Raw genomic sequence first — 26,033 nt, forward strand, 5'->3', positions numbered from 1 at the left:
CCCAGGCAAATGTGAGCTCATGCGAGACGCCGCGGCAGGCTGTGATGGATGTTGCAGGCCGCGACCGCGGCGTGGCCAAACGCGACCGAGATCTGGTGCAGATCGGTGACGACGTCGCCGATGCCGTAGAGCCCGCGGACGGAGGTGCGCTGATGGTCGTCGACCTTCAGACAGCCTTCCTCGACATGCGCCGCGCCGAGCGACACCGCGAGCTGCGAACGCACCTCGGCTCCCATCGCAGGATAGACCGTGTCGAATTGCAGCGTCCGGCCGCCGGCGAAGACGGCCGCGACGCCCTCGCCGCTCCGCCCCAGATGCAGGTCGGGCGCGAACACGACCTCGACGCCGGCCTCAGTCAGCTCCGAGGTTGCACTCCGGTCGTCATCCGGTCCGGTCGCAAGCAGCGTCACGTCGCGCGAATAGCCGCGCAGGAACAGCGCCTTGCCGGCGGCACGCGGAAGCGGACCGACGATTCCGATGCGGCGGCCGGTCGCCTCGAAGCCGTCGCAAATGGGACAGTAGCGCAGCACCTCGTCCGCGACCGCAGCGCGCCATTCCCGGAATGGCGGATGCGTGTCGACGATGCCGCTGGCCAGAATGACGGTGGCGGCAGCGTGCGCTTCGCCGTTCCAGCTCGCTTGAAAGCCGTCCTCGTGCCGCCGCAACCCCGTGACCTCGGCCGCCACGCGCGTCACCGCGAGTTCGTCCAGCTGCGCCGACATCCTCTCGATCAGCTCCGCGCCTGACAGGCCGTGGACGAAGCCCGGAACGTTGTGGCTGCGCGGGATCAGCGCGGCCCGGCTCGCGCCGGCATCGACGACGCAGACGCTGCGGCGGAAGCGCGCCAGATAGATCGCAGCCATCAGGCCCGCGGGGCCGCCGCCGATGATCAGGCAATCGAACTGCGCCGACTTCATTTGGGGTTCGGATCCGCAAGACCCTCGCCGGGATCCTGAAGGCGCCCGCTCCTTGCCAGCCGGACGGCGTTGCCGAGCGCATGCGCCGCGTTGCGTACCTCCTGCTGGAATTCCTGGTCTTCATCGAGCTCGTGGTGCGAGGTGGCGTATGGCTCCATGTAGCCGACATAGCCGTCGAGCTCGGCGAAGCGTCCCGCCGAGATCAGCTGCATGTCGGTCAGCCAGTCCGACAGGACGCGGCGCACATTCTCCGCACCGACGGCATCGCCGTGCACGACGAGGCCGAAATGACGGCCGGCGAGATGGCGCGGATAGGGCCAGCCCTTCAGCTCGATCGCCTTGGCCTCGTCGGCCTTCTTGCCATGCGTCGAGGTCGGATCGGGATTGCCGCCGTCGGCGCAGACCATGCGGTCCATCATCGCCTTGAGGCCTGATGGCGCGTGATACCAGTTCACCGGCGTCACGATCAGGATGCCGTGAGCGGCCACCCACAGCGGATAGATCTCGTTCATCCAGTCCTGGGTCTGCCCGAGCGAATAGTTCGGATAGCAGCTGCACGGCCAGTGGCAGAGCGGCATCGCGGTACCGACGCAGGATTTGCAGGGATGAATCATCTTGCCGTACTCCGAGGCGAGGCGCGACAGATCGAGGATGTCGACGGCAAACCCCATCCCGGTGAAGACAGGCTCGGCCAGCTTGACCAGCCGCCAGGTCTTGGACATCTCGCCGGGACAGGTGTGCTCGCTGCGCGCCGAGCCGTTGATGACGAGGATGCGCGGCGTCTCGTCGGCGTCGTCGTGCCGTCGCTGCGCTTCCAGGATTCTTGCGCGCGCATCGAGCCAGTCGACGGCGACCTCGTAGTCGGGATCGGAGAAGCCCGGGCCCGCCTTGCGCGTCAGCGGCGCCTTGCGGGAATGGCTGTAGGCGTCCCAGGCCGCTGCGGTGATGGCATCGAGCTCGCGCCCGAGCGGCGCAAAGACGGGATCGACGAACTGCCCCTTGTAGCGCCGCTCGAACTCGTCGCGCGACAGCTTGACGGGCGGCATCCCCTTGCGAATTTCGGCGTCCCTCATGCATGCTCCGGCAAAGTCGGCTATCCGACCAACCCGGGGCAATGCACGCGGTTCCTTCCGCTACTGGCGAACGACTTCCCGTGCCGCGTCGAACTTGGCGATGCGCCGGTCCAGCCGCCACAGCTCGATGCGATGCACCAGCGCGAGCGCGGCGGCCTTGCGCTTGGCCTGTTCGTCGTCGTCGCACACCAGATTGATGCATCCGAACACGTGCCCGTCCGGATCGATCTGGAAGGCGCGGTAGTGCTTGAGGCTTCCCACTATGATGGTCCTCGTCTTGGGGAGACCGGTGCACTCAGCCAGTCCGTCAGGTTCGAGGTGATCTCGTTCTGCTTGGCGCGACGCAGCAGCATCTCGCGCTCCCTGCCGGGTGGCAGGCTGCGCGCGTGCTCGCGGGCGCTTTCGGCAAAGGCGGCGAGCCGCTCCTGAAGCGATTGGGTCTGTTTCCTGCGGTTACGTTTGGCGGTCATCGGACTTTCACAGCGGATTTCGGATTGGAGGAATGGCCCCGGCGGGGGATGGGGCGCCGGGGCCTGAGTTCTCTAGTCACTCAAGTCGCGTGCCGGTTGGGGCGGCCCAGCCGGTAACGTTTGTAGCTTCCGCTGCAACCTGCGGTTCCGGCATTTCAATAAGTTAACGCGGCGTGATTTTGCGGGACGAACGCGTATGACCGCCGCGTTGCACTGCGTCGGAACCGAAATGCTGATTCGTATGTTCAAGGATGACCTGAAGGAGGATCATCATGGCGAAAGCAGCATGGAAGCGGCCGGGCTCACCGATCGGCCGCAAGGGACCGCGCAAGGCCAATCCCGCATACAAGCGCCGCGCGCGGCAGCCCTGGACGGCCGCGGACGTGAGCAAGTTGAAGCAGCTTGCGAAAGGCAACACGCCCACCGGCGTGATGAGCATCAAGCTGCAGCGGCCGGTCGCGGCCATCCGCAGCAAGGCGCAGCGCGAAGGCATATCGCTGCGGCCGGTAAACCGTTCGCCCTACAACCGCCGAACCAAGTCGGCGAAGCGACGTTGACGATCCGCACCGCCGGGTGACAACCGGACGCAACGGGGACGATGGACGTGGCGCTCATTTTTCCGGTTTCTGCCCACGACATCAGCGCATCGGTACGCGCCGGCATCTAACCCGTTCCCGGCGCGTGCAGCCCTGAGGGCCGCGCGCGCTGCACCGTTCAGTTTGGCGGCTGCAGGCCTGGCGACCTCAGCCATTCGCTCATTTGAGACCCCGTCTCCGCCTGACGCGCCTTGCGTAACATCTCGTCGCGGGCTGCGCCGGGCGGAAGCGACTTGGCTTCCTCGCGCAGCCGCTCCGCTTCGGCGGCGAGCCGCGTTTCCAAAGTGTCAGCATGCTTGAACCGATGTCGCGTCGTCATCAGGCGTTCTCCCTGATCATTGGGTCGGAGCGCGCCGTCGCCTCCTGACCGATTGAGATGATCGCGCACAGGCGATGCCTCTACAACGTTCCAGAACCGGAACGGTTGCGCGGGCCTCGACCGCTGCAAACCGCAACATGAGTAAATTTAGCCAGTGGCTCATTGTGCTAGTCAGCAGGTCGTGGCGCACGGTTCCTGTGGCCATATCGCTGCGAAAGGCGTATTGTCGCTCCATCACCGGCTGAGGCTCTGCCCCAGGCGTCGGTGGCTGAGAGACTCGCCTGCGCTCCCGCCTGAACAACAGGGAGCGCGGCTATGCACAAGCCTACTCATTTTCCATTGTCATCTGACGCGCCATTGTCGTCTGACGCGCCATTGTCGTCTGACGCGCGATTGGCGTCTGATGCGTCATTGCCGTCTGACGCGGAGCACGTCGTGCACGCGCGCAGGGCAATCCGCGAGGCGTTGGATGTGCTCGGGCTTCCCCTCCCCGACACGTTTCTCGGCCGCAAGAGCTACGAGCCCTTCCCCAAGCAGCGGCTTGACAAGGCCGATGGTCACGGCGACGCAAGTACCCCCGAGAGTTGAATGACCGATCCCTGGTCCGACCGCAGCCGCCCCGCGAAGGCCCGGTCGCAGTTCAGCCGCGCCGATAGAGCTGCAGATAGCCCGGCGAGAACAAAGCCGCGTCCTCGAGCGCGGCGCGATCGTTGATGGTCAGCGTGCGATCGCGCAGCACGATCAGGCCCGACGCACGCAGCTCCTGGACGGTGCGGTTCAGATGGACCACCGACAATCCCGTCGCGTCGGCGAGATCCGTTTGCGTCACCGGCATGATGCAGGAATTTCCCTCGATCATTCCGACAGGACGCAACCGTTCGAAGATCTCGCAGAACAGATGCGCCACGCGCTCCACCGCCATGCGCCTTCCGAGATTGACGACCCATTCGCGCTGGATCGCGCTGTTGACCAGCGTCTCGCACCAGAACGCTTCCGCGAGCGAGCGGTCGCCGGCCAGCAGGGTCTCGAAACGGGCGCGCTTGATCTCGGCGTAGACCACCGGCGTCAGCGTCGCGATGGAATGGTCCATCACCGGGAGCAGGTACGCATGGGCGTCACAGCTCTCACCGGGAAAAACAAAATTGACGATCTGACGCCGCCCGTCCTCCAGCGTCTTGTAGCGGCAGAGCCAGCCCGAGAGCAGGATACGGACGCTGTCGACGGGATCCCCCTCGGCGAGAAGGTCCTCATCCGACCCGGCGCGTTGCAAGCCTTCGAGCATCGCATATTCGAGTGAAGCGCGGGCCTCCGCCGACAACGGCCTCAACGCGCCCAGCCGGCGAATGGCCGGCTCCACCACGCTGCGATCGAACGCCGAGAGCGGCATCAGCCATCCACCACCGGTGTGTGGAACATGCGCTTGCTGAGGGGAATCGCGATGGAGCATTCCAACCCCGCAGGGTCGAATGCCAACGCGGTGTCCCCCTTGAGCTCGAATGCCAGCGTGCGCTCCAGAAGCTCGGTACCAAAGCCCTTTCGCGGCGGCGGCTTGACCGGCGGCCCGCCACGCTCGCGCCACCGGAACAGGAACATGGCAGGATCCCTGCCTTTTTCGAGGCGCCAGGTGATTTCGACACGTCCGTCGGGCCGGCTCAGGGCACCGTATTTCAGTGCATTGGTCGCCAACTCGTGGATCGCGAGCGCAAACGTCTCCGCGGCCTTGGCCTGGAAGCGCACCCTGGGGCCGGCCACCCGCATCTGTTCTCCTTCGCGGGCATTATAAGCCAGCAACTCCTCGACCACGAGAAATTCGAGGTCGACCCCGCCCTCGGGATCGCGGGTCACCAGCGCCTGGGTGCGGGCGAATGCGTTCAGCCGGCCGTCGAGATGAGAGGCGTATTCCTCCACCGTTGAGCTCGTCTCCGCGGAGCGGCGGGCGATCGAGCGCACCACACCGAGCGTGTTGCGGACACGATGTTGGAGCTCGGCCAGCAGCAGGCGCTGGCGCTCCTCGGCACGGATGACCGCGGTGACGTCGACGAAAGTGATGACCACGCCGGCGATAAGATTGTCGATGCTGCGGTAAGGCAGGATGCGCACGACGTAGCGCGTGCCGCTGTCCGTCGCGCTCAGTTCGCGCTCCACGCTCTCGAGCGTGCGCAGCACACGGCGGATGTCGTCATACAGCTCCTCGATCGGGACGTGAGCCTTGATCTGCGCGATCGGGCGGCCCGTATCGGTCTCGACGAGATGCAGGACCTGCGTGATCGCCGGCGTAAAGTTCATCACGCGCAGATCGTTGTCGAGAAACAAGGTGGCGATCTGCGTGCTCTCGATCAAATTCTTGAGGTCGCTGCTGGTGCGCGTCAATTCCTGGACACGATGCGCCAGCTCGCCGCTGACCATCGTCAATTCCGCGGTAACCGACTGCAACTCTTCGCGCGAGGTTTCGAGCTCCCCGTTGACCGACTGAAGTTCCTTGTTGAGCGAGTCAAATCGCGCGTTGGAGGATTTCCGCTCCAGGCACCGCAGATGGCGGGCATAGACCTGGATGTATGCGGGGATCTCCTCCGGCGGCAGCACGAAATCGGCGATGGAAGCCGGCGCGTTGCCGTCGACCAGATGTGCAGCTTGCTCCGGGCTCGCGACTCCTTCGGTAATGGCGAGACCACCATGATCCTTCAGCGTCGCAATGCCGAGCGTGCCGTCACCGCCGGTGCCGGCAAGGAGGATTCCGACGGATTGCTCGGCGCGTTCCTCCGCGAGCGACACCAGCAAGCTGTCGATGATGGCGCGCTCGCCCGGCGACTGCTCGGCCTTCCGAACCGCGAACCGGCCGTTTCGAATGGTGGTGATCATCGCCGGCGGGCACAGATAGATCGTCCCCCCGTCGACCGCATGGCCATCGGTGATCTCAACGACCTTGCCGCCGTTGGCCTTTCGCACGGCCTCGCGCACCTCGTCCAAGGCCTCGTGATGCCCAAGCGTCAGCACGACGGTCAGATCGGTACCGACCGTCAGCTTGGCGAAAAAGCGCGCGATGCTGCCCAGCGAACCCGGCGAGGCACCCACGCCGACGATCAGCGGGGCTCTCCTCTGACGCTCTCCACCGACCGGCTGGTCGCCGACTTCATGCATGGCACTGGCAGCTTTCGTTCATCGACCGGGGCCAACCGGCACTCGGGCCCTGCAAATCGCAGGAATTTGATGTTATCCCAATAGATCAAAGAGAAAAACGTCCCGACGCGTGTTTCGATTTCCGAACCAAGCCCCTCCCGGCGTGGCGGCATCAAGGAGCGGCTCGGTCGCATGTTCGGTCTCAATGCGTAGGTGGCTGACGGCTACCCTGGCTGGGCTGGGTGGCACCGGCCGAGCCCTCGATAATGCTTATCGCGGTGACCCATGGAACCGGCCTTCGGCTGCATCGTTGTCCGAAAGCGCCTCGGCCCCGATCGGTCCAACATATGGGACGAGGAGGCGCCGGAGGGATCATGTCGGTATCGCCCGCGTTGTCTCATCAAGCCACAGTGCTGATGGGTCGCCGCATCCTCGTGGTCGAGGACGAATATTTTCTCGCCGATGACATCGCCGACGCGCTGCGCAAGCTCGGCGCGGAGATCGCCGGTCCCGTCGGCCACATCGACGATGCGGTCGAGATGCTCCACAATGGCGGCGCTCTCGACGCGGCGGTCCTCGACGTCAACATCCGCGCCCAGCCCATCTTTCCGATCGCCCGTGAGCTCAGGGCACGGCAGGTACCCTTCGTGTTCACCACAGGCTACGAGAGGCTCAGCATCGAAACGGAATTCCGGGACGTGCCGCTCTGGGAGAAGCCGATCAACATCGTGGCCATGGCCCAGAACATTGCGAACCTCGTCGGCGGTCAACCACATGATTCCCCGCAGCCTCGCCACCGATCAGAACAGGTGCGCGAAAGCAAGCCAGGCGGTGACGGCCAGGCATAGGACAACCGCGGCGTAAGGTAGCGCGACGCGCAAGACGGCCAGCTCCCTCGAGTCAGCTCATCATCCAGACGATTGCCGCCATCATGACAAGAAAACCCGTGACGGCGGTCGCGATAAAGGCCTGTTCGATGCGGTCCATCGCGATCACAGCCCCCTTTCCAGCTCGGGAAATGTGACCGGTTCGGAACCGCCGCGCATTAGGCTATGTGAATCGCCTTCCTCCTTTGCAGGGCCACGGAATGGGCCGCATCGCCTAGCATAGATTGCGGCGGAGTCGTTTCACGACCTCGCCGTGCCGGGCTCAGCCATCTTGCGATGCTGCTTGGCCAGCATCTCGTTCGGGGTGACATTGGCGACCGTGGTCTGGATCTTGTTCTTCAGCCCCGTGACGATATCGGCCTCCCCGCGCAGCATGGCGTCGAAGCCGGCCTTGGCGACGTCGTAGGCGCCGTCCTTCTTCTCGGTGCCGACCTTGGTGTCCATCATGTCGGCGCGGCGGAAGAACTCGGTCTCGGTGGCGCCCGGCATCAGGCAGGTGACGGTGACGCCGCTGTCGCGCAGCTCCTCACGCAGCGCGAACGAGAACGAGTCCAGAAACGCCTTGCTGGCGTTATAGGCGGCCTGGAAGCTGCCCGGTGTGAAGCCGGCGATCGAGCCGGTGATCAGGATGCGCCCGGCATTGCGGCGGAGCATCTCGTTGCCGACGCGGTGGATCAGATACAGCGTGCCGGTGATGTTGGTGTCGATCAGGTGCTTCACCCTTGTGAAGTCCTGGTCGAGGAACGCCTTGCCGAGGCCGACCCCGGCATTGGCGAGCAGCGCATCGATCGGCCGGTCGCCCACCGCGGCGCAGAGCTTGTCCACGCCTTCCGTCGTGGACAGATCGGCCTCGACCGGCTCCACGCTGACGCCGAGCCGGCGCAGATCGACGGCGACCCGTTCGATCTGAGGCTCATCCGCGGCGATGACGAGGTTGAAACCGTCCTGGGCACAGCACCTGGCGAGCTCCAGGCCGATGCCGGTGGAGGCGCCGGTGACGACGGCGAGTTGATTGGCGGGCATGGCATATGTCCTCGAGATGGGATGATGACCCCAATCACTCCGCCGCCCTCTCGTTCCAAACAGGTGCGGTGCGAAGAATTGCTCGTCGCTTAGCAACCATCGTTCATTCCTGGACTTGAGTGCCAACTGGTTCAGCCGAGAGGACGAAAGATGAAGGCGCTGGTTTGGCACGGCAAGGAGGATATTCGCTGCGACACCGTCACCGATCCTGAGATCCAGGATCCGCGCGACGCCATCATCAAGGTCACGAGTTGCGCCATCTGCGGCTCCGACCTGCACCTGTTCCACAATTTCATTCCCGGCATGCTGCCCGGCGACATCATGGGCCACGAGACCATGGGCGAAGTGGTCGAGGTCGGCTCCGGCGTCGACGGCAAGCTGAAGAAGGGCGACCGCATCGTGGTGCCCTTCACGATCATTTGCGGCGAATGCGACCAGTGCAAGCGTGGCAACTTTTCCGTCTGTGAGACCACCAACCGCAAGCGCCATCTCGCCGACAAGGTGTTCGGACACACCACCGCCGGCCTGTTCGGCTACACCCACCTGACCGGCGGCTATCCCGGCGGCCAGGCCGAATATCTGCGCGTGCCTTATGCCGACGCCACCCACATCAAGGTGCCCGCGGGCATTCCCGACGAGCAATTGCTGTTCCTCAGCGACATCTTCCCGACCGGCTGGCAGGCCGCCGTGCAATGCGACATCGAGCCGACCGACACGGTCGCGATCTGGGGCTGCGGCCCGGTCGGACAGATGGCGATCCGCAGCGCCATCCTGCTCGGCGCCAACCAGGTGATCGCAATCGACTGCCTGCCCGAGCGCCTCAGCATGGCGGAAGCCGGCGGCGCCACCACGATCAATTTCGAGACCGAAAGCGTGCTGGAGCGGCTCCAGGAACTGACCGACGGCAAGGGCCCGGAAAAATGCATCGACTGCGTCGGCATGGAATCGCATGTGATGGCCTCGCTGCCCGACACCCTGCTCGACCGCGCCAAGCAGATGGTGATGGCGGAGAGCGACCGGCCCCACGTGCTGCGCGAGATGATCTATGTCTGCCGGCCCGGCGGCATCATCTCGGTAGCGGGCGTCTACAGCGGCCTGTCCGACATGCTGCCGATGGGCGCCTTCATGAACAAGGGGCTGACGATGCGGACCGGCCAGACCCACGTCAACCGCTGGACCGACGATCTGCTGCGCCGCATCGAGGACGGCGAGATCGACCCGTCCTTCGTCATCACCCACACCGTCCCGCTCGAACAGGGACCGGAGATGTACCAGGTGTTTCGCGACAAGCGCGATTCCTGCGTCAAGGTCGTGCTGAAGCCCTGAAGGAGCAAACCCATGTTTCATTTCTCCAACATCGTGCGCACCAAGGGTGACCCGAAGATCGTCGAGGGCGGGCCGAGCCTGAAGCAGCCGGTGGACCAGCTCGCCCGCGCGCTCGGCTGGTTCAGCATCGGCCTCGGCGTCGTCGAGCTGTTCGCGCCGCGGCGCGTCACCGAAACGCTCGGCATGGAAGGCCATGAGACGATGGTACGGGCCTTCGGCGTCCGCGAGATCATGGCCGGGATCATGACGCTGTCGGTCGAGAAGAACGCCGGTCTTTGGACGCGCGTCGGCGGCGACGGCCTCGATGCCGCCGCGCTGCTGTCGGGGCTGACGCCTGACAATCCCAAGAAGGGCAACATCGCGCTGGCGCTGCTGATGGTCGGCGGCATCGCCATGCTCGACTACCGGACCGCGCAGGCGACCAAGCCCCGCCGCCCCGCGCGCGATGCACGGCGCAAGCTCTATCCGAACCGCAGCGGTTTCCCCAAGGGCATCGACAGCATCCGAACCGCGGCGAGGCAGATCGCAGCGCATGCGGGACAGAACAAGGTGAAGCAAGCCGATGAGCGACGAGTCCCCTGACAAATCTGCGTGGTGGGAATCCGCCGTCATCTATGAGATCGCAGCGATCTCCTTCCAGGACTCCAACGGCGACGGCAAGGGTGACCTCGCCGGGCTGATCTCGCGAATCGACTACCTGCAATGGCTCGGCGTCGACGCGGTGTGGCTGACGCCGATCTACAGGAGCCCGTTCCGCGATCTCGGCTACGACATCTCCGATTATTGCGCGATCGACCCCGCCTTCGGCAGCCTGGAGGATTTCGACCGCCTGCTTGCGGCGCTGCACGCGAAGGGCATCCGCCTCGTCCTCGACCTCGTCCCCAACCACACCGCCAATGATCATTCCTGGTTCGTCGAAAGCTCGAGCTCGCGCCACAGCGCCAGGGCCGATTGGTACATCTGGGCCGATGCGGCCGCGAACGGCGGGCCGCCCAACAATTGGCTGAGCCGTTTCGGCGGCAGCGGCTGGGAATGGTGCGAGGCACGGCGGCAATATTACTACCATTCCTTCCTCGTCGAGCAGCCCGACCTCAATTGGCGCAACCGGCATGTGCGCGCCGCGATCGCCGACGTCATGCGCTTCTGGCTCGACCGTGGCGTCGACGGCTTTCGCGTCGACGCCAGCGCGGTCCTGATCAAGGACGCGCTGATGCGGGACAATCCCGCCAATCCCGACGCCGGGGGCAAGCCGCCGCCGCAGCGTCAGACGCCGGTCTTCACCGACGACCGGCCGGAGACGATGGATTGCATCGAGTTCATCCGCAGCGTGATCGACCAATATCCGCAGCGCATGCTCTGCGGCGAGGTCCAGGGCAAGACCGACCGCATCGGCCATTTCTACGGCAACGACAAGCCGCGCCTGCATCTGCCGCTCAATTTCGCGCTGCTCGATTCGCGATGGGACGCGCTGTCGCTGCAAGCCACGATCGACGCGTATTTCAACGCGATCCCGGAGCAAGCCTGGCCGGTCTGGGTCATCGGCGGCCACGACAAGCAGCGGATCGCCAGCAAGATCGGCGAGGCCCAGATGCGGGTGCTGGCGATGCTGCTGCTGACGTTGCGCGGAACGCCGTTCTTCTTCATGGGCGACGAGATCGGCCGCAAGCGCGTCCCGATTCCGTCCGACCGCGTCCGCGATCCCTTCGAGAAGCTGGTGCCGGGCCATGGCCTGTGCCGCGATCCCGAGCGCGCGCCGATGCGCTGGGACGACAGTCCCGACGGCGGCTTCACGACCGGCGATCCATGGCTGCCGCTGGAACGGCCTGACGGCGCCGCCAACGTCGCCGCGCAGCAGCGCGATGAGCACTCGATCCTGGCGCTGTTTCATGCGCTGATGGCGCTGCGGCGCGAGCAGGCTTGCCTGCGAACAGGTGGTTACGAGCCGCTGCGTTCGCACAACGACGTCCTCGCCTACAAGCGCACCGACGGCGGCAACGGATTCCTGATCGCGCTCAACATCGCTGCCGAGCCGCGGAAATACCACTGGCAGGGCCGCGGCCGCCTGCTGATGTCGACGCACCTCGATCGGCCGCCCGAGCCGGTGCCGGACGCATCCATCCTGCTCCGCGGCAATGAGGGCGTGATCATTGCCATCGAGGCGCGGTGACGGCAGGAACTATCGGCGCGCCAGCGCGTCTGATCAACGCCTCCGACATCCCCCCTGCCGGAGGCGGACTGCGCGAACCGCGGCCCCGGCGCTCGCCGCCTTCAAGCGCCGGGGCCAGCGGCATCAAGCTTGGAGGCAGGCAAGGAAGAGGCGCCACGGGAGAGGCGTCAAGGGAGGCAGCTCATGAGCAAGACGAAGGGTCTCCAGCAACGGATCGTCGGCAAGACCCGGCAGGCTGTCGGCGAGATCATCGGCGACCAGGAACTCCACGATGACGGCAAGGCGCAGGCCGAGCGCGGCCGCGACGAACAGGACCAGCCGAGCGAGCGCGATCCGCTGAAGAAGCTTAAGCCGCTGACGTGAACGCGCAGCCGCGGCCAACCCTCTCCGACACGGCACGGTACGCCGGCGGAGGTGCGTCGCGGCTGGCGCGACAGCGACGTTCGCGCTGGATCGCCGCCGCCGAGCTCGGCCTGATCAGCAGCACGTTCTCGACCCTTGCTAGCCAATTGTTCGCCGCCCGTATCGGCCGCGACGCCGCGGTCGACTGGATGACGGTCGCCGCCATTCCCGCGCGCGACTGGGCGCTCGGCGCCGAGCCGTCGTGGGGCGCGATCCTCGCCGGCATCGCCTTTCATCAATGGGCGGATTTCTCCTGGGCACTGGTGTTCTTCGGTGTGCTCGGGCGCTGGACTGCGGACTTGGGGCCGCGAACGATCCTGCTGCTCGCACTGCCTTGGGCGGTTTTCTCTTCGAGCCTGGAATGGTTCGTGCTGGTGCCGCTGTTTCCGTTCTGGCAGCCCCTGTTCACGCTGCAACAGCCGTACTGGATCGGCCTGCTGGTCCATGGCGCCTCTGCCGTGATGTATCCTCTGTTCGCCCGGCTACGCTGGAGACGCGGCCGCGCGCCGGCCCGCGACATTCGCTTCACCAATGTATGGACCACCGGGGCGGTTGCCGTGATCGTGCTGCTCGGCGCAGTCGCATGGTTCGGCAGCCACGGCCACGAGCCGCCATGGATGGGCCGCGACAGGGATGCGGACCAGGCCTATATCCGTCACATGACCGCGCATCACGCCCAGGGCGTCGAGCTGGCGCGGATCGGCGCAGAGCGCGCCCAGGACCCGCATCTGCGCAAGCTCGCGATGCTGATGGTGGCAAGCCAGGCCGGCGAGATCAGGATCTTCGAGAACTGGTGGCTGAGCTGGTTCGACACCGAGATGCCCGATTGCAGCACGGAGGAACGCGCTGCCATGCCCGGCTATTTGACGCCGGCCGAGATGCGAGCGATCAAGGCCGCGCCGTCCGACCAGTTCGACCCGGTCTTCATCGAGGCCATGAGCAGGCATCATTCCGGCGCGGTGAGGATGGCCGACCGGATGTGGCGGAGCCGCGGCGATCTGCGGCTGCGCATCATGGCGCATGCCATTCGCCACGGGCAGCAAGGCGAGATCGCGCTCATGCGGGGCGTGGACGGCATTGCAGCCGTCGCCACGGCGTTCCGCAACATGTTCGGCGACAACGTCAATTGAGCAGGCAGCAGCTACTCGCGCCAGAACTCGGTCAGCTCCTCCGCGGTCACCAGGTCGACCTGACCGTGAAAGCGGGTGCGATACATCGTCATGAGCGCGTCGTGCCCGACGTCGGAGGAGCTGCACAGCGCGTCCTCGACGATCACGACCCTGAAGCCGAAATCGACGGCGCTGAGGACGGTCGAAAGCACGCAGACGTCGGTCTCGGCGCCCGAGATCACGACGGTGCCGACCTTCTTGTCGACCAGCCGGCCCGCAAGGCCGGGATTGCTGAAGGCGGAATAGGCCGGCTTGTCGATGATTGCGGCCGGCGGAACGAACTTGCCCAGGGCCGGCACGAGCTCGAGGCGCGGCCGGCGGAAGATGCCTGCGGGTGGCCTGGTGCCAGCGGCGAAAATAGGTCTGCCATTGCCCGGCACGATCCTCCGGATCCTGCGGCGTGATGAAGCGGGTGAAGATCGTTCTGGTCTGATAACGCGCAACGATGGAGGCGATCGTCGGCAGCACGCGCTCCATCCAGGGTGTCGCCCACAGACCGCCGGGCGCGAAGATGTTCTGCATGTCGATGCAGAGGTGAGCGGCATCCTTGATCTCGGCGACAGCCGACGCGCTGCTTCTCATTGTCTTCCACCGGCGAATGCATGGCCGCGGCACGTCCGCGGCGGGTTTACTGCAAATGCGGTTCCGGCGGCCATCGTTCCGCATCAAGGCCCGAAACGAGGCCGGCGGTCTTCGAGCTCCCCCTCTCAGGCACACCCGCGCTGGACCGCCGGACGCGCGAGGCCCCGGCTCGAGCCAGGCCCCGACCGATTTGAACTGGGTGAACGCGACGAGATCGCCGGCGCCATAGAAGCCGATGAGATTGCGCACCCAGCCCAGCATGGAGATGTCGGCGATGGTGTAGTCGTCATCCATGAACCATTGCCGGTCGGCGAGATGCGTCTCCATCACACCGAGCAGGCGCCTGGCCTCAGTGACGTAGCGGTCACGGGGCCGCTTGTCCTCGAAATCCTTGCCGGCGAATTTGTGGAAGAAGCCGACCTGGCCGAACATCGGCCCAACGCCGCCCATCTGAAAATGCAGCCACTGGATGGTCTGGTAGCGGCGCGCGGGGTCCTGCGGCAGGAGCTTGCCGGTCTTCTCCGCGAGGTATTGCAGGATTGCCCCGGACTCGAACAGCGGCAGCGGCCTGCCGCCCGGACCATTAGGATCGAGGATCGCCGGGATCTTGCCGTTCGGATTGAGCGAGAGGAACTCGGGTGTCTTCTGCTCATCCTTGCCGAAGTCGACCCGATGCGCCTCGTAGGGAAGTCCGATCTCCTCCAGCATGATCGAGACCTTGACGCCGTTCGGCGTCGGCAGAGAGTAGAGCTGAAGCAGCTCGGGATGCCTGGCCGGCCAGCGCCTGGTGATAGGAAAAGCGGATAGATCGGACATCGGCACTCCGGCTGTTCGTGGGATGCGCGCAGTCTAGGCGAGCGGACGAACGACGCAAGGCCGGCCAATCGTCTGGAAGATCGCGGAGAAGAGCCGCAGTGCGCTTGAAGCGACTAAGGCGGCAGCGTTGCCATCCTGACGACCGGGCTGACGATCGGGGTCATGGTTTCATGCTGCAGTCGATACTGGATAAACCAATCCCCTGTGATCAGCAGCGCAGCCGTGAAGGCAGCCGCGAGCGTGGCGGTCGCCCATTGGCAGACGTCGTACATGGCCTTTGTCCCTCAACTCCTGCGGCTAAACGCCAAGCTCACGCGCGGTGTTCCGACGCCGTACGAAAATTTTGCCAGTTTTTCCCGCTTTCACAAACGAGACATTGCTTTGTTTCGAGGGACCATCGAGCAGCTCTGCGCGTTGTGACGGGATGAACATCGAGAAGCGTGCCCTGCTCGACCACGCGCAACGCTGTCGCAGCGTCGCGGACGATCTCGCCCATCGCGAAGCCGCGCGGCGGCTACGAGCAATGGCCGATGTCTACGAGGCGCGGGCCGCAAGCCTGGACGACGAGGATGGCTCCCCGAAGCCCGACCATCACGAGCGCAGCCGCCTTGCCGAGACTGGCGATCGGCAGAGTTGATCCGTTCAATAGTTGATCTCCATCCGCAAGCCGCGCGGATCGAGGTCCTCGCCACCCACACGCTGCCTGCTGTCGCGCGCTGCGACCGCGCAGGCACAGGCATCGATGAGATCGTCGCGACCGATGCCGGTGCCATGGCGAAGCGTCAGCCATCTTTCCACCCTGGTGAAGCCGCGGTCTCTCAGCAGCGCAACGCGCTGCTCGCGGCCCCGTGGCGACGTCTTCGGCTCGAGCCGCACGCGCCCCGCCAGATTCCAGAACACCAATTCCGGATGCGCCTCGCCGATCGTCGCCTGCCGCGCCGGCGTCATGATCTCGTCGACCTCTCTGATCTTGTCCCTGATATTCCAGAGCTGCGCCGACACGCCCCTGCCCTTGCCCTCGTGTGCCCAGTAGTGCCGATTGGCCGCGGCCATGTCCGGGAATGTCCAGAGGTCGCGGCGCGCACCGAGAAACACGGCGGGGCCAATCAGCTCGCGGGCGCGCAGATCGCAAGCGCGATAGCCGCTCGGATTCAATCCGATCGGCATGTCGATCATCGCGCGCGCATGCGGCAGCGCGAGCAGGCGCGCCAAGCCCGGCGAATAGTCGAAACCGTGATCACCGCGCGCGTCGATCCAGGCCGCGACCCAGCCGAAACGAAATCCATCAAGGCCGAGATAGCTCGGCACCTCATGAACCCGTGTCTTGTCGTCGGCGTCCCGCAATTTTCACACGCACCTCGCTTGACATCCGCAAGTCGCGGGCGTATGTCCCGCGCCCTCGCAAGCACTTCCGTTTGCAACAGACACCATGAACCGAGCGATGCTGAACCGCTACGAAAGAATTGTCCGCATGCCGAATAGCCCGAAGCTGTTCGATTGCGCATGCCCGGCTCATGGGAGCGATCTTGCCTGACCGCACGATCGATCGTCCGCTTCTCACGGACCCTCCCGAGCCTGCCGCTCCGGAGGGTTTTTTATTGCCCGCCGCGCGGCCAACCGAACAATCCGGCAATCGCCGGAACGAGAGACCCGGATCTCGGGGCTCGCGCTGGAGAGGCGCGTGCCCAAGCGCGCGGGGCCTGCCGGAGGGAACGAGGCGATGAGCCGGACACCGATGGCAGAGCGAACCCAAAGGGTTCGCAAGATGCGGCGCGTCGACAGCGCCGCGATAGATTTTTGTAACTCGGTTTGCCGCAAGTGGTCGCGGCTCAACCGACGCTGGTGGTGAAGATGTCGGATACTTCTCCACACGGCACAGCGGGTATGCCTCCCGCCTGTGACACACGCACCGGGATGCGGCCTCGGAAAAGGTACGCACGCGGCCCGGCGCAGGTCCATCCGCAAGGACGGTCCTGCGTTGTCGTCACTGAGGCCGATATCGCCCGTTCCCCAGCTTACCCATCAACGGCCGGTGCCACAGCATCGGCCCGGCGGTGGTGAAGATGTCTGTTACTTCGGTAGAGCACCGTCCCGGCCTGCCAGGACGGAGGTCGCGGGTTCAAATCTCGCCGGCTGAAATGCCGTAGCTCAGTTCTTGCTCCTCGGAGCGACAACAGCATCGCCCGTTCCCGCCAACTCCATTACGATCCGTGGTGAAGATTTCTGTTACTTCGCCTGCAACGCGAGAGGTCGCGGGTTCGAATCCCGCCCGGTGTTCCATGCACCGGTAGCTCAGAGGATAGAGCGCTTTCCGGCGAGCTTCGCTCGTCGGGTCACAGCAATCGCCTGTTCCCGGATCGTGTCCCCTTAGCCACCGCCGGTGGTGAAGAGCGCTGTTACTTCGGATCGCAATGTCGAAGGTTCGAATCCTTCCGGACGAAAGTCCGTAGCTCAGCGGTAGAGCATGTGACTTGCCCGCAAGGGCAGTACAGCCTCGCCTGTTCCCCGGCACCCGTTTCAATCCCCACCAACCCAAGAGGAGGCCATCATGGTCAGGCTCAACAAGATCGTTCGCGCCTTCACGCGAGAGGGCGCGCGCGCGGTGCGCTTCACGCCCGAGATGGAGCTGAAGCGCGCGCTGATGAACTGCCTCCTGTGGGAGGACCAGTTCTACGAGGACGGCGTCGCGATCGCCGACCGCATCAAGGCGCTGGTGCCCAAGGTCGCGCCCGCCAAGGTCGCGCAGCTTGCGATCGAGGCGCGCGAGGTGATGAAGCTGCGGCACGCGCCGCTGCTCGTCATCCGCGAGATGGCGCGGAGCGAGAAGCACCGGGCTCTCGTGGCCGACACGCTCACCCGGGTGATCCAGCGGCCCGACGAGATGACGGAGCTGCTCGCGATCTACTGGGCGGATGCGCTGGGCCCTCAGCAGCAGCGCAAGCGTCAGCCGGTCTCGGCACAGGTCAAGAAGGGCCTTGCCCGCGCGCTGACCAAGTTCGACGCCTATCAGCTCGCCAAGTGGGACCGTGACGGGGCGGTGCGGATCAGGGACGTGCTGTTCCTGGTCCACGCCAAGCCGAAGGACGCCGAGCAGGAGAAGGTGTGGAAGCAGCTCGTTGACGGCGAGCTCGCTTCTCCCGACACCTGGGAGGTTTCGCTCTCGGCCGGCAAGAACAAGCGCGAGACCTTCGAGCGGCTGATCGCCGAGCGCAAGCTCGGCGGCCTGGCGCTGCTGCGCAATCTGCGGCTGATGCAGAACGCACAGGTCCCGCGCGAGACCATCGCAGGCGCGATCGAGGCGATGCGGACGGATCGCATCCTGCCCTATCGCTTCATCACGGCGGCGCGCTATGCGCCGGACTTCGAGCCCGAGCTCGAAGCTGCGATGCTCAAGTCGGTCAAGGACCACGTGCGGCTTCCGGGCCGGACGCGGCTCCTGATCGACGTATCGGGCTCGATGTTCGCGACCCTCTCCGCGCAGTCGGAAATGACGCGTGCGGAGGCGGCGTGCGGCCTTGCCATCCTCGCGCGCGAGATCTGCGACGAGGTCGAGATCTTCACCTTCTCCAACGAGGTCGTGAAGGTCCCGCCCCGCCGCGGCTTCGCGCTCAGGGACGCGATCGTCAACTCGCAGCCGCATGGCGGAACCTATCTCGGCAAGGCCGTGACGGAGATCGACCGCAAGGGCGATCGCCTGATCGTCTTCACCGACGAGCAGAGCCACGACCAGGTGCCCGAGCCCAGAGCGCGCGGCACCATGGTCAACGTGGCCTCGTATCAGCACGGTGTCGGTCACGGCGCCTGGACCCGCGTCACCGGCTTCTCCGAGGCCGTGGTCGCGTGGATCGCGGCGTCGGTCACGGCGTTGAACTGATGCGCTACGACGCGGCCCCGGACGCAAGATGCGCTCGGGGTCTTGCGAAATTTCTGAAATGATCCGCCCGCCCCGGCTATATGCGTGCGGACTGCAAGCAGGACCTAAGACCATGCGACGACCCGATCCCTACATGGAACGCGCCCGCGAGCTCTGCCTCGCCGCCGGTGTCGATCCCGACGCGCGCGTCGGCGAAGGACGCGGCCAGCCGGCCTGGTGCCTGTACAAGGACGCCGCCCGCAAGGAGCATCTGGCCCGCGAGGCCAATGCAACCGCGAGCTCGATCGCCGAGTTCCGGATGCAGGACGCCCGCTTCCAGAATGCGCCGCTGAAGGTGTTCGGCCCGCACGAGGACGCGACGATCGCCCAGATGCGCAACTGCATGGCGGTCGGCAACGTCGTCTCCGGCGTGATCTGCGCCGACGGCCATCTCGGCTATGCGCAGCCGGTCGGCGGCGTCATCGCCTATGAGAAGCAGATCAGCATCTCCGGCGTCGGCTTCGATATCGGCTGCGGCAACATGGCGGCCCGGCTCGACACGCGCTTCGACGACATCGCGGGTCTCGTTCCCACGATCATCCGCGACGTCGCCAGGACGATCTCGTTCGGCGTCGGCCGTGCCAACGCCGAGCGGGCCGAGCACGACCTGTTCGACGACGGCGATGCCTGGCGCGAGAGCGACATGGAGTCCTACCGCCAGAAGGCGGTGGCCCAGCTCGGCACGGTCGGATCGGGCAACCATTATGTCGACCTCATGCGCGACGAGGACGGCTTCGTCTGGATCGGCGTCCACTTCGGCAGCCGCGGTCTCGGCCACACCTCCGCGACGCGCTACCTCAAGGCCGCCGGCGGCAAGGACGGCATGAACGTTCCGCCCGCCGTGGTCGACGAGGACAGCGAGCTCGGCCGCCGCTACATCGCCGCGATGCAGCTCGCCGGGCGCTATGCCTATGCGGGCCGCGAGTGGGTCGTCGAGCGCGTTCGCCAGATCATCGGCGGCAGCGTCACCGAGAGCGTGCACAACCACCACAACTATGCCTGGCGTGAGACCCATGACGGCAAGGATCTGTGGGTGGTGCGCAAGGGCGCGACACCGGCGTTTCCCGGCCAGAAGGGATTCGTCGGCGGCTCGATGGGCGACGACGCCGTCATCCTCGAAGGCGTCGACAGCCCGGAAGCCAAGGCCTCGCTCTACTCGACCGTGCATGGCGCCGGCCGCCTGTTCGGACGACGGGAGGCGAAGCGGCGATTCTCGCGCGAACAGATGGACCAGTGGCTCAACGAGCGCGGCGTCACCCTGATCGGTGCCGACCTCGACGAGAGCCCGATGGCCTATCGCCGCCTGCCCGACGTGCTGGCGCAGCACGCCGGCACGGTGAAGGTGCTGCACACGCTACGGCCGTTCGCCGTCGCCATGGCCGGCGAAGGCGAATTCGATCCGTGGAAGGACTGACGCGAAACCGCGGGCGGAAGGTGATGTCTCCCGCCCGCTTCGCTTCCGTCTTGGAAAGCGGGACCGCCGGCCTCGTCAGCCTCCGGCGGCCTGATAGGCCAGACGCTTGAACTCGAAGAAGAACGGATTCCAGAAGCCCATATAGCGCTGGGTCATCAGCACGCCGGCGGTGTTGGCCTCAGGGCAGATCCACCAATGGGTCCCGGCAAGGCCGCCCCACTGGAGCTCGCCGGTTGAGTTCGGCGGATCGAACGGCGTTGGCGCGAAGGTGACGGCGCCGCCGAGGCCGAACCCCTTGCCGGGCATCGGGCCGAGATTGGCGAAGCGGATGGTCTGCCCCGCGGGCAGCTGGTTCGTCATCATCTGGCGCAGCGTCTCCGGCTTCAGCAGGGCATCCGAACCCGGCAGCAGCGCGCGCACCAGCGCGAGCATGTCCGGCAGGGTCGAGACCAGACCGCCGCCGCCCGAGAGCCGCGGGAATGGCCGCCGATAGGCTTGCGGAAACGGCAGGTTGTCGGCGCGAGTCAGGCCCGGCTTCATGGGGTCGAACACGTCGGCACCATTGTAGAGCGCGACCAGCCTGCCCTGCTGCGCCTCGGGCACATGGAATCCGGTGTCGGTCATGCCCAGGACATCGAAGATGCGCGCCTGGAGGAAGGCGTCGAGGGATTTACCCGAGACGACCTCCACGACGCGACCGAGCACGTCGGTGGCAACCGAATATTCCCACGCCGTGCCGGGATGATAGGACAGCGGCAGATCGGCAAGCTTGTCGATCATGTCGGACAGCGGCGTCAGCGGATTGAGCACGCGCGCCTCGTTGTAGCCTTTGAACAGCACCGTGCCGGGATCGAAGATGCCGTAGCTGAGACCGGAGGTGTGGGTCAGGAGCTGGCGGATCGTGATCGGGCTCTTTGCGGGCTCGACATCGGCAAGGCTCGAAGCGTCCTGCTTGAGCACCTTGCGACGGCCGAGCTGCGGCAGGAAGGTCTCGATCGCATCGTCGAGCCCGACGCGGCCTTCCTCGACCAGCAGCATGATCGCGCAGGTGACGAAGATCTTGGTGTTGGAGAACGCGCGGAAGATATGATCGGGCCGCAGCGCGGTGCTCGCCTCGCGGTCGGCAAAGCCGACGCATTGCTGGTCGACCACCTCGCGCCCTCGCAGCACGGCCCAGGACGCGCCCGGAATGATCTCCTGATCGACGTAGCGCTGCATCGCCGTCCGCGCGGCGGAAAAATCGGTCGTTCTGGCGTCCATGCGTCTCCCCGAATTTGTGGTTGGGACGGGTATAGCGAAAATTCGCAGGAAATGAAGGGCGCCCCGGAGCGCGCCTATCCCTCTCTCATGAACGCCGTCACATACAGCCGGCGCCGGATCCGCATGCCCTGCCGCTGGTACAGCGCAATCGCGGAGGTATTGCTCGAAAACACGTGCAGGAACGGGATTTCGCCCCGTGCTTCGATCCGCCGCGCGACTGCAGCCAACAGCGCCTGCGCATAGCCGCGCCCGCGATAATCCGGATGCACACAGACGGCCGTCATCTCCACGAACTTGCCCGGCTTCATCCGCTCGCCCGTCATTGCGACCAGCTCGCCGCCGGCGCGAATGCCGAGGAACGTGCCGAGCTCGTGGGTGCGCAGCGCGAACGGCCCGGGCTTGGTCAGCTCCGTCAGTGCCATCATCGCCGGCACGTCGGCCGCTCCCAGCGTGACGATCTCGGCATCGCGGAGCGGGCTGTCGGCGGGCGAGCCGATCATCTGCTCGCCGGTCTCGGCCAGCACGACCTTGAACCCCGAGGGCATGTCGACCGGCTCCGGCGTGAACAGCGCGGCGACCTGCGTGCCCGACAGGAGGTCGCGGAGCGCGGCAAAGCTCGCCGCGGACATGTCGGCCATGTCGGCGAACGGCGTCATATCCACGGGATAGCGCAACGCTCGCGGGCCGCCCTCGGCCAGATGCTTCTGGCTCGTCGTCAGCGCGCTCCAGATCGGACGATCGAGCAGCGCCTCATCGCTGTCGGACACCGGTCTAATCCTTCTCGAAGCTGACGATGACGGCGGCATTGGCGATGAGAATGGGATCGTTGGCCACTTCCGTGGCCGAGGGGATCTCCAGCCCGCCCTTGACCGCGGTGACGGTCACGGTGCCGTAGGGAAGCTCCCTGGCCACGGCTTCCTTGTCCACCGCCTCGGGGTTGGGCACGCCGATCGTGACGTCCACGAACATGTCGTTCGCGGTCTTGCCGATCATCCGGAAGAAACCGAGGCTGGAATGCCGGATCGCGTCCGACACCGCCCGCTTCGCCGCCTTGGTGGCGTCCCTGCCGTGGACGTCGACGCCCATGCCCATCTCGGTGACACAACGAACGCGGGTCATTTGATATTCCTGTGGTTGGTGTGGTGATGAGTGTCCGCGATTGGAGAGCGCTAGACAAGTGTTACCGCTTCTCTCGTGTCCCGGACGCGCTGCAACGCTCTTCGCGTTGCTGGCAGAGCCGGGATCCAGGAAGCCACGGAGACCGCTGATGCATGGGCCCCGGCTCTGCAGCGCACCGCCGAAGAGGTGCTGCGCAGCGTCCGGGGCACAAGACCGGCGATCTCACGTCTTCGCCTTCTCATGCGCGCGCAGTTCGTCCACCAGCACCCGCACGTTCTCCGAATAGTCGATCGGGATGACGACCAGGTGCACGCCGCCCGCCTTGAAGGCGGCGTCGAGCGTCGGACCGAAGCTTTCGATGCTCGTAATGCGATGTCCCCTCGCTCCATAGGCCTTCGCATAGAGGGCAAAATCGGGATTGCCGAAGGTCATGCCGTAATCGGCGAAATGATCCACGGCCTGCTTCCAGCGGATCATGCCGTAGGCGTTGTCCTCCAGCACCAGCACGACCAGATTGAGCTTGAGGCGGACGGCGGTCTCCATCTCCTGGCTGTTCATCATGAAGCCGCCGTCGCCGGCGACCGCGAGCACGCGGCGGTCGGGATAGAGCATCGCGGCCATCATCGCCGACGGCAGGCCGGCCCCCATGGTCGCCAGCGCATTGTCGAGCAGCAGCGTGTTGGCGACGCGGGTGCGGTAGTTGCGCGCAAACCAGATCTTGTACATGCCGTTGTCGAGCGCGACGATGCCGTTCTCTGGGATCACCTGGCGGATGTCGTGCACGATGCGCTGCGGCGTCGGCGGCCAGCGCGCCTCGGTGGCGCGGTCGGCGATGTGGCCCAAGATCTCTTCGCGCAACGGCAGCAGCGCCGCGGCCTGCGGCAGCTTGCCTTCGAGCCGGTCGGCGAGCAGCTCCAGGCTCGGGCCGACATCGCCGACGACCTCGGCGTCCGGAAAGTAGACCTGCTCGACGCTGGCCGAGGTGTAGCTGACGTGAATCACCTTCGGCCCGGACGGGCCCATGATGAAGGGCGGCTTCTCGATCGGGTCGTGACCGATCGCGACGATCAAATCGGCGGCGTCGATGGCATCATGCACGTAGTCGCGCTCCGACAGCGCGGCGGTGCCCATGTAGAGATTGGTGCCGCCGGGCACGGTGCCCTTGCCCATCTGCGTCGTGAAGAACGGAATGCCGGTGCGCCGCACGAAGCTCGCAATGCCGTGGGTCGAGCGCGGCCGGCTGGTTGCCGCGCCCATCATCACCAGCGGACGCCTGGCGGCCAAGATCATCTCGGCCGCCCGGTCGAGCGCGGCGCGATGGGCGACCGGGATCTCGATCGGATGCACGGGAATCACGGGGGTAGCAGGCACCTCGTCGCCGGCGATGTCCTCGGGCAGCTCGAGATGCACTGGGCCGGGACGCTCCTCCATGGCGACGCGAAAGGCATCGCGCACCACGGTCGGAATGCTGGAGGCGCTGACGATCTGCCGCGACAGTTTTGTGAGCGGCTTCATGGTCGCGACCACGTCCACGATCTGAAAGCGGGCTTGGCGGCTGCTCATGATCGGCTTCTGGCCAGTAATCAGGATCATCGGCATCGCGCCGAGATGCGCATAGGCCGCACCGGTGGACAGGTTGAGCGCACCCGGGCCGAGCGTCGACAGACAGACGCCGGGCTTGCCGGTCAGCCGGCCATAGGTGGCGGCCATGAACGCGGCGGCCTGCTCGTGGCGGGTCAGGACCAGCTCGATTCTGGAGGTGCGGAGCGATTCCACCAGATCGAGATTCTCTTCACCCGGGACGCCGAAGATGCGATCGACGCCCTCATTCTCCAGCGCGGCGACAAACAGGTCCGATCCTTTTGCCTTCCGTTCCTGCCCGCTCATGCCGCCTCCCGTGCTCGCTCCCGTGTTCCACGGCAGTCGGCGCATGGTAGTGGCTCGCGGCTTCGGCACAACTCACAAAGAAAGGCGCGGCCGCATCAACCTCGTCATTGCGAACGCAAGGCGACGGTCCGGATCAGCGGCTTCCTCCATGTTCCATCGCGACCGTCGCGATTGACAGGCCGATGATGTCTGACTATAGTCAGACATCATGTTGGACCCGATTTCGCGCGTTCGCCGCTTCAACCGCGCCGTCACCTCGGCGGTCGGCGCGCTCGACACCTCCTTCCTGGGCCGCGGCCGCCCGCTTGGCGCGGCGCGCGTGCTCAACGCGATCGGGCATGGGCGTACGGACGTGGCCGAGATCCGCGACTATCTCGGTCTCGATTCCGGGTTGATGAGCCGCCTGCTGCGCAGCCTCGAGGACGAAGGGCTGGTCGAGACCGAAGCGCATCCGGACGATGCGCGGCGGCGCGTCGCGACCTTGACGCGGTCGGGCCGGCGCGAGTTCGCGGCCTATGAGGCGCTGTCGAACGCGCAAGCCGAAGGCTTCCTCGCGCAGCATTCACAGCGCGAGGCGCTGCTGGCGGCGATGGATCTGATCGCCTCCACCCTGACGCGCGAGCGGATCGCGCTGGACGAGATGGATCCGCGATCCGAGCAAGCGCGCTACTGCCTCGGCGAGTACTATGCCGAGCTCGGCCGCCGCTTCAGCCAGGGCTTCGACGTCTCGCAGTCGCGCGACCCCGACGCCAAGGACATGCGCCGCCCGCGCGGCACCTTCATCGTCGCGATGTCGGACACGCTGCCGATCGGCTGCGTCGGCCTGAAGGGAACCGATCACGGCTATGCCGAGATCAAGCGGCTGTGGGTCGCGCCCGCCGCACGCGGATTGCGGCTCGGCAAGCGCCTGATGGATGCGGTCGAGGATGCTGCGCGCGAGCTCGGCATCACGTTGCTGCGGCTCGACACCAACAGCGCGCTGCCCGAGGCCGGCCAGCTCTACCGCAGCACGGGCTGGCGCGAGATCCCCCGCTTCAACGACGATCCCTATCCCGACCTGTTCTTCGAAAAGCGGCTCTGAGCTGGACCGGTCGCGATGTCTGCGCGTTAGGGTCGAAGCCGCAAGGAGAGCTTCGATATGACGAAGGACGACCTCGCCGAGACCTACCGCGCTTATATCGCCTGCCTGAACCGGCAGGACTGGCCCTCGCTCGGCCGGTTCGTGCATGACGATGTCGTTCACAACGGCCGGCCGCTCGGCCTGTCCGGTTATCGCGCGATGCTGGAGCGGGATTTTCGCGAGATTCCGGATTTGCGTTTTGACATCGCGCTGCTGATGTCGGACCCGCCGGGGATCGCGGCGCGGCTGCAGTTCGATTGCACACCGGTCGGGATGTTCCTGGGACTTGCCGTCAATGGCCGGCGCGTCTCGTTCTGCGAGAACGTGTTCTACGAATTCGGCGACGATCGAATCCAGCGGGTCTGGTCGGTGATCGACAAGGCCGCGATCGAAGCGCAGCTGAAGGCGCCGGAGCCCGGATGAGCGAACCAAGTAGCTTTGCTCACCCGGGCTACA

Annotated in this window: 26 protein-coding genes, 1 tRNA gene and 2 pseudogenes; 13 read left to right on the plus strand and 16 right to left on the minus strand. The window is 65.7% G+C overall.

Features of this window, described 5'->3' with window-relative positions; genetic code table 11:
* Positions 1–17: 17 nt before the first annotated feature.
* The 4 genes from ACETMP_RS09390 to ACETMP_RS09405 are packed head-to-tail and all read right to left on the minus strand — an operon-like array spanning position 18 to position 2,460.
* Positions 18–917 (minus strand): NAD(P)/FAD-dependent oxidoreductase, encoded by a 900-nt coding sequence (locus ACETMP_RS09390; RefSeq protein WP_375160702.1) that lies wholly within the window; start codon positions 915–917, stop codon positions 18–20.
* A complete protein-coding gene (locus tag ACETMP_RS09395) occupies positions 914–1,990 on the minus strand; it encodes a flavodoxin family protein (RefSeq protein ID WP_375160703.1) in 1,077 nt (358 codons plus the stop codon). Before ACETMP_RS09395 ends, ACETMP_RS09390 begins: the two co-directional genes overlap by 4 nt.
* 60 nt (positions 1,991–2,050) lie before the next feature.
* Entirely contained in the window at positions 2,051–2,251 is a 201-nt protein-coding gene (locus ACETMP_RS09400) for a hypothetical protein (RefSeq protein WP_375160704.1), read from the minus strand.
* Positions 2,251–2,460: a hypothetical protein gene (locus ACETMP_RS09405; RefSeq protein WP_375160705.1), complete on the minus strand. Its 210-nt coding sequence runs from the start codon at positions 2,458–2,460 to the stop codon at positions 2,251–2,253. Before ACETMP_RS09405 ends, ACETMP_RS09400 begins: the two co-directional genes overlap by 1 nt.
* Before the next feature lie 272 nt (positions 2,461–2,732).
* On the opposite strand from ACETMP_RS09405, the gene ACETMP_RS09410 reads away from it, so the two are divergent.
* The gene (locus ACETMP_RS09410) at positions 2,733–3,017 is read left to right on the plus strand and encodes a hypothetical protein (RefSeq protein ID WP_375160706.1); all 285 of its coding nucleotides are present in this window, start codon (positions 2,733–2,735) and stop codon (positions 3,015–3,017) included.
* Between the two features lie 157 nt (positions 3,018–3,174).
* On the opposite strand, the gene ACETMP_RS09415 is transcribed toward ACETMP_RS09410, so the two are convergent.
* The 3 genes from ACETMP_RS09415 to ACETMP_RS09425 all read right to left on the minus strand — a co-directional run bounded on the left by ACETMP_RS09415 (position 3,175) and on the right by ACETMP_RS09425 (position 6,513).
* Entirely contained in the window at positions 3,175–3,375 is a 201-nt protein-coding gene (locus ACETMP_RS09415) for a hypothetical protein (protein WP_375160707.1), read from the minus strand.
* A gap of 640 nt (positions 3,376–4,015) precedes the next feature.
* The gene (locus tag ACETMP_RS09420) at positions 4,016–4,762 is read right to left on the minus strand and encodes a Crp/Fnr family transcriptional regulator (RefSeq protein WP_375160708.1); all 747 of its coding nucleotides are present in this window, start codon (positions 4,760–4,762) and stop codon (positions 4,016–4,018) included.
* Positions 4,762–6,513, minus strand: a complete 1,752-nt coding sequence (locus ACETMP_RS09425; RefSeq protein WP_375160709.1) for a PAS domain-containing protein — start codon at positions 6,511–6,513, stop codon at positions 4,762–4,764. Before ACETMP_RS09425 ends, ACETMP_RS09420 begins: the two co-directional genes overlap by 1 nt.
* Positions 6,514–6,866: 353 nt before the next feature.
* On the opposite strand from ACETMP_RS09425, the gene ACETMP_RS09430 reads away from it, so the two are divergent.
* Positions 6,867–7,340: a response regulator gene (locus ACETMP_RS09430; RefSeq protein WP_375160710.1), complete on the plus strand. Its 474-nt coding sequence runs from the start codon at positions 6,867–6,869 to the stop codon at positions 7,338–7,340.
* A 279-nt stretch (positions 7,341–7,619) separates the two neighbouring features.
* Here the strand turns inward: ACETMP_RS09430 and ACETMP_RS09435 are convergent, their stop codons facing one another.
* Positions 7,620–8,402: an SDR family NAD(P)-dependent oxidoreductase gene (locus ACETMP_RS09435; RefSeq protein ID WP_375160711.1), complete on the minus strand. Its 783-nt coding sequence runs from the start codon at positions 8,400–8,402 to the stop codon at positions 7,620–7,622.
* Positions 8,403–8,552: 150 nt separating this feature from the next.
* Here ACETMP_RS09435 and ACETMP_RS09440 point away from each other — a divergent pair, with 150 nt between their 5' ends.
* The 5 genes from ACETMP_RS09440 (at position 8,553) to ACETMP_RS09460 (ending at position 13,427) form a co-directional block, all read left to right on the plus strand.
* Positions 8,553–9,728 carry a zinc-dependent alcohol dehydrogenase gene (locus ACETMP_RS09440; RefSeq protein WP_126258655.1) on the plus strand — a complete coding sequence of 392 codons (1,176 nt, stop codon included), beginning with the start codon at positions 8,553–8,555 and terminating at the stop codon, positions 9,726–9,728.
* A gap of 12 nt (positions 9,729–9,740) precedes the next feature.
* A complete protein-coding gene (locus ACETMP_RS09445) occupies positions 9,741–10,310 on the plus strand; it encodes a hypothetical protein (protein ID WP_375160712.1) in 570 nt (189 codons plus the stop codon).
* Positions 10,291–11,895: an alpha-amylase family glycosyl hydrolase gene (locus tag ACETMP_RS09450; protein WP_375160713.1), complete on the plus strand. Its 1,605-nt coding sequence runs from the start codon at positions 10,291–10,293 to the stop codon at positions 11,893–11,895. Before ACETMP_RS09445 ends, ACETMP_RS09450 begins: the two co-directional genes overlap by 20 nt.
* A gap of 183 nt (positions 11,896–12,078) precedes the next feature.
* Complete coding sequence (locus ACETMP_RS09455; RefSeq protein ID WP_375160714.1) at positions 12,079–12,258, plus strand: CsbD family protein; 180 nt, start codon at positions 12,079–12,081, stop codon at positions 12,256–12,258.
* Complete coding sequence (locus ACETMP_RS09460) at positions 12,255–13,427, plus strand: DUF305 domain-containing protein (RefSeq protein WP_375160715.1); 1,173 nt, start codon at positions 12,255–12,257, stop codon at positions 13,425–13,427. The genes ACETMP_RS09455 and ACETMP_RS09460 overlap by 4 nt, the downstream gene beginning before the upstream one ends.
* 11 nt (positions 13,428–13,438) lie before the next feature.
* Here the strand turns inward: ACETMP_RS09460 and ACETMP_RS09465 are convergent.
* From ACETMP_RS09465 to ACETMP_RS09475, 3 genes and pseudogenes are all read right to left on the minus strand, one after another.
* Positions 13,439–14,048, minus strand: a pseudogene (locus ACETMP_RS09465) (cysteine hydrolase family protein).
* A gap of 125 nt (positions 14,049–14,173) precedes the next feature.
* Positions 14,174–14,864, minus strand: a pseudogene (locus ACETMP_RS09470) (glutathione S-transferase family protein).
* 113 nt (positions 14,865–14,977) lie between these two features.
* Entirely contained in the window at positions 14,978–15,136 is a 159-nt protein-coding gene (locus ACETMP_RS09475; RefSeq protein ID WP_375160716.1) for a hypothetical protein, read from the minus strand.
* Positions 15,137–15,288: 152 nt separating this feature from the next.
* Between ACETMP_RS09475 and ACETMP_RS09480 the strand changes: the two genes are divergently transcribed.
* Complete coding sequence (locus ACETMP_RS09480; RefSeq protein WP_375160717.1) at positions 15,289–15,501, plus strand: hypothetical protein; 213 nt, start codon at positions 15,289–15,291, stop codon at positions 15,499–15,501.
* A gap of 5 nt (positions 15,502–15,506) precedes the next feature.
* Here ACETMP_RS09480 and ACETMP_RS09485 read toward each other — a convergent pair whose 3' ends face one another.
* Complete coding sequence (locus ACETMP_RS09485; RefSeq protein ID WP_375161873.1) at positions 15,507–16,172, minus strand: DUF429 domain-containing protein; 666 nt, start codon at positions 16,170–16,172, stop codon at positions 15,507–15,509.
* Between the two features lie 976 nt (positions 16,173–17,148).
* Here ACETMP_RS09485 and ACETMP_RS09490 point away from each other — a divergent pair.
* From ACETMP_RS09490 to ACETMP_RS09500, 3 genes are all read left to right on the plus strand, one after another.
* Positions 17,149–17,305, plus strand: a tRNA-Arg gene (locus ACETMP_RS09490).
* Positions 17,306–17,412: 107 nt separating this feature from the next.
* Positions 17,413–18,738, plus strand: a complete 1,326-nt coding sequence (locus tag ACETMP_RS09495; protein ID WP_375160718.1) for a TROVE domain-containing protein — start codon at positions 17,413–17,415, stop codon at positions 18,736–18,738.
* A 112-nt stretch (positions 18,739–18,850) separates the two neighbouring features.
* Positions 18,851–20,191, plus strand: coding sequence for an RtcB family protein (locus tag ACETMP_RS09500; RefSeq protein WP_375160719.1), 1,341 nt, complete (start codon positions 18,851–18,853; stop codon positions 20,189–20,191).
* Positions 20,192–20,266: 75 nt separating this feature from the next.
* Here the strand turns inward: ACETMP_RS09500 and ACETMP_RS09505 are convergent, their stop codons facing one another.
* The 4 genes from ACETMP_RS09505 to ACETMP_RS09520 form a co-directional block, all read right to left on the minus strand.
* Positions 20,267–21,451 carry a serine hydrolase domain-containing protein gene (locus ACETMP_RS09505; RefSeq protein ID WP_375160720.1) on the minus strand — a complete coding sequence of 395 codons (1,185 nt, stop codon included), beginning with the start codon at positions 21,449–21,451 and terminating at the stop codon, positions 20,267–20,269.
* A 74-nt stretch (positions 21,452–21,525) separates the two neighbouring features.
* The gene (locus tag ACETMP_RS09510; protein WP_375160721.1) at positions 21,526–22,218 is read right to left on the minus strand and encodes a GNAT family N-acetyltransferase; all 693 of its coding nucleotides are present in this window, start codon (positions 22,216–22,218) and stop codon (positions 21,526–21,528) included.
* Positions 22,219–22,222: 4 nt separating this feature from the next.
* Positions 22,223–22,570, minus strand: coding sequence for a Lin0512 family protein (locus ACETMP_RS09515; protein ID WP_028135844.1), 348 nt, complete (start codon positions 22,568–22,570; stop codon positions 22,223–22,225).
* Between the two features lie 222 nt (positions 22,571–22,792).
* Entirely contained in the window at positions 22,793–24,457 is a 1,665-nt protein-coding gene (locus ACETMP_RS09520; protein ID WP_375160722.1) for an acetolactate synthase large subunit, read from the minus strand.
* Positions 24,458–24,665: 208 nt separating this feature from the next.
* Here ACETMP_RS09520 and ACETMP_RS09525 point away from each other — a divergent pair, with 208 nt between their 5' ends.
* Both ACETMP_RS09525 and ACETMP_RS09530 read left to right on the plus strand, forming a co-directional pair.
* The gene (locus tag ACETMP_RS09525) at positions 24,666–25,538 is read left to right on the plus strand and encodes a GNAT family N-acetyltransferase (RefSeq protein WP_375160723.1); all 873 of its coding nucleotides are present in this window, start codon (positions 24,666–24,668) and stop codon (positions 25,536–25,538) included.
* Positions 25,539–25,595: 57 nt separating this feature from the next.
* Positions 25,596–26,000 carry an ester cyclase gene (locus tag ACETMP_RS09530; protein ID WP_375160724.1) on the plus strand — a complete coding sequence of 135 codons (405 nt, stop codon included), beginning with the start codon at positions 25,596–25,598 and terminating at the stop codon, positions 25,998–26,000.
* The last annotated feature ends 33 nt before the right edge of the window (positions 26,001–26,033 follow it).

Source organism: Bradyrhizobium dasycarpum (genome assembly GCF_042019905.1).
Taxonomy (GTDB): domain Bacteria; phylum Pseudomonadota; class Alphaproteobacteria; order Rhizobiales; family Xanthobacteraceae; genus Bradyrhizobium; species Bradyrhizobium japonicum_B.

What these genes read in the sequence shown, in the direction of transcription:
- ACETMP_RS09480 (WP_375160717.1), top strand. Translation starts at nt 15,289, where the DNA reads ATGAACATCGAGAAGCGTGCCCTGCTCGACCACGCGCAACGCTGTCGC.
- ACETMP_RS09425 (WP_375160709.1), bottom strand. Translation starts at nt 6,513, where the DNA reads ATGCATGAAGTCGGCGACCAGCCGGTCGGTGGAGAGCGTCAGAGGAGA.
- ACETMP_RS09525 (WP_375160723.1), top strand. Translation starts at nt 24,666, where the DNA reads ATGTTGGACCCGATTTCGCGCGTTCGCCGCTTCAACCGCGCCGTCACC.
- ACETMP_RS09395 (WP_375160703.1), bottom strand. Translation starts at nt 1,990, where the DNA reads ATGAGGGACGCCGAAATTCGCAAGGGGATGCCGCCCGTCAAGCTGTCG.
- ACETMP_RS09530 (WP_375160724.1), top strand. Translation starts at nt 25,596, where the DNA reads ATGACGAAGGACGACCTCGCCGAGACCTACCGCGCTTATATCGCCTGC.
- ACETMP_RS09430 (WP_375160710.1), top strand. Translation starts at nt 6,867, where the DNA reads ATGTCGGTATCGCCCGCGTTGTCTCATCAAGCCACAGTGCTGATGGGT.
- ACETMP_RS09455 (WP_375160714.1), top strand. Translation starts at nt 12,079, where the DNA reads ATGAGCAAGACGAAGGGTCTCCAGCAACGGATCGTCGGCAAGACCCGG.
- ACETMP_RS09410 (WP_375160706.1), top strand. Translation starts at nt 2,733, where the DNA reads ATGGCGAAAGCAGCATGGAAGCGGCCGGGCTCACCGATCGGCCGCAAG.
- ACETMP_RS09495 (WP_375160718.1), top strand. Translation starts at nt 17,413, where the DNA reads ATGGTCAGGCTCAACAAGATCGTTCGCGCCTTCACGCGAGAGGGCGCG.
- ACETMP_RS09390 (WP_375160702.1), bottom strand. Translation starts at nt 917, where the DNA reads ATGAAGTCGGCGCAGTTCGATTGCCTGATCATCGGCGGCGGCCCCGCG.
- ACETMP_RS09500 (WP_375160719.1), top strand. Translation starts at nt 18,851, where the DNA reads ATGCGACGACCCGATCCCTACATGGAACGCGCCCGCGAGCTCTGCCTC.
- ACETMP_RS09440 (WP_126258655.1), top strand. Translation starts at nt 8,553, where the DNA reads ATGAAGGCGCTGGTTTGGCACGGCAAGGAGGATATTCGCTGCGACACC.
- ACETMP_RS09520 (WP_375160722.1), bottom strand. Translation starts at nt 24,457, where the DNA reads ATGAGCGGGCAGGAACGGAAGGCAAAAGGATCGGACCTGTTTGTCGCC.
- ACETMP_RS09475 (WP_375160716.1), bottom strand. Translation starts at nt 15,136, where the DNA reads ATGTACGACGTCTGCCAATGGGCGACCGCCACGCTCGCGGCTGCCTTC.
- ACETMP_RS09505 (WP_375160720.1), bottom strand. Translation starts at nt 21,451, where the DNA reads ATGGACGCCAGAACGACCGATTTTTCCGCCGCGCGGACGGCGATGCAG.
- ACETMP_RS09515 (WP_028135844.1), bottom strand. Translation starts at nt 22,570, where the DNA reads ATGACCCGCGTTCGTTGTGTCACCGAGATGGGCATGGGCGTCGACGTC.
- ACETMP_RS09435 (WP_375160711.1), bottom strand. Translation starts at nt 8,402, where the DNA reads ATGCCCGCCAATCAACTCGCCGTCGTCACCGGCGCCTCCACCGGCATC.
- ACETMP_RS09450 (WP_375160713.1), top strand. Translation starts at nt 10,291, where the DNA reads ATGAGCGACGAGTCCCCTGACAAATCTGCGTGGTGGGAATCCGCCGTC.
- ACETMP_RS09405 (WP_375160705.1), bottom strand. Translation starts at nt 2,460, where the DNA reads ATGACCGCCAAACGTAACCGCAGGAAACAGACCCAATCGCTTCAGGAG.
- ACETMP_RS09445 (WP_375160712.1), top strand. Translation starts at nt 9,741, where the DNA reads ATGTTTCATTTCTCCAACATCGTGCGCACCAAGGGTGACCCGAAGATC.
- ACETMP_RS09420 (WP_375160708.1), bottom strand. Translation starts at nt 4,762, where the DNA reads ATGCCGCTCTCGGCGTTCGATCGCAGCGTGGTGGAGCCGGCCATTCGC.
- ACETMP_RS09415 (WP_375160707.1), bottom strand. Translation starts at nt 3,375, where the DNA reads ATGACGACGCGACATCGGTTCAAGCATGCTGACACTTTGGAAACGCGG.